Raw genomic sequence first — 927 nt, 5'->3', positions numbered from 1 at the left:
CATGGTTTGGGCTCTTTCCCGTTCGCTCGCCACTACTTGGGAAATCATTGTTATTTTCTCCTCCTACGCCTACTTAGATGTTTCAGTTCAGCGCGTTCGCCTCATTTGATGGCATGCCTTCAGCATGCCGGGTTGCCCCATTCGGAAATCCACGGATCGAGTCGCATTTGCCGATCCCCGTGGCTTATCGCAGCTTATCACGTCCTTCATCGCCTCTGAGAGCCTAGGCATCCCCCGTGTGCCCTTGTTTACTTTCTTCGCGCCACCACCCCTTTTGCCAAGTGGTGGGCTGCTTTTGGTGCACCGCATTGCTGCAGTGAACCTCTGTTGTCTTCTCTTGTTAATCTCTTTTCTTCCAATATGTCAAAGAACTCTTCGTCGCGCACCCAAGTGGTGCGGACCTGTGGAGAATAACGGATTCGAACCGTTGACCCCCTGCGTGCAAGGCAGGTGCTCTAGCCAGCTGAGCTAATTCCCCGCGGTGGTAGTCCCGAGCAGACTTGAACTGCTGACCCCTACATTATCAGTGTAGTGCTCTAACCAACTGAGCTACGGGACTAGCTTATCTCTCTCATCTTCTCTCGGTGACTCACCCCGATACCGGGATGGGCACTTTCTTCTGAATGTATCTTTTTTTTCCTTTAGATCATGTATGTGGCGCAGCGGCCCCGGCGCGGGCTCTAGAAAGGAGGTATTCCAGCCGCACCTTCCGGTACGGCTACCTTGTTACGACTTAGCCCCAATTACCGGTTTTACCCTAACACGCTCCTTGCGGTTACATGCTTTAGGTACCCCCAGCTTTCATGGCTTGACGGGCGGTGTGTACAAGGCCCGGGAACGTATTCACCGCGTCATTGCTGATACGCGATTACTAGCGAATCCAACTTCACGGGGTCGAGTTGCAGACCCCGATCCGAACTGTGAATG

The 927-nt window shown here is 53.3% G+C and carries 2 tRNA genes and 2 rRNA genes; all 4 read right to left on the bottom strand.

The features are described from left to right. Positions 1 to 258: ribosomal RNA gene (locus tag CRT24_RS15675) — 23S ribosomal RNA — on the bottom strand; the annotation flags it as partial. Between the two features lie 146 nt (positions 259 to 404). Then, a tRNA-Ala gene (locus tag CRT24_RS15670) sits at positions 405 to 478 on the bottom strand. Positions 479 to 482: 4 nt separating this feature from the next. Next, positions 483 to 559: transfer RNA gene (locus tag CRT24_RS15665), tRNA-Ile, on the bottom strand. Between the two features lie 125 nt (positions 560 to 684). After that, a 16S ribosomal RNA gene (locus CRT24_RS15660) occupies positions 685 to 927 on the bottom strand; the annotation flags it as partial.

Origin of the sequence: Sphingobacterium sp. 1.A.5 (genome assembly GCF_002734235.1) — a bacterium.
GTDB classification, from domain to species: domain Bacteria; phylum Bacteroidota; class Bacteroidia; order Sphingobacteriales; family Sphingobacteriaceae; genus Sphingobacterium; species Sphingobacterium daejeonense.
The sequence above is the reverse complement of the archived record's forward strand: the minus strand, read 5'-3'. Positions and strand labels throughout refer to the sequence as shown.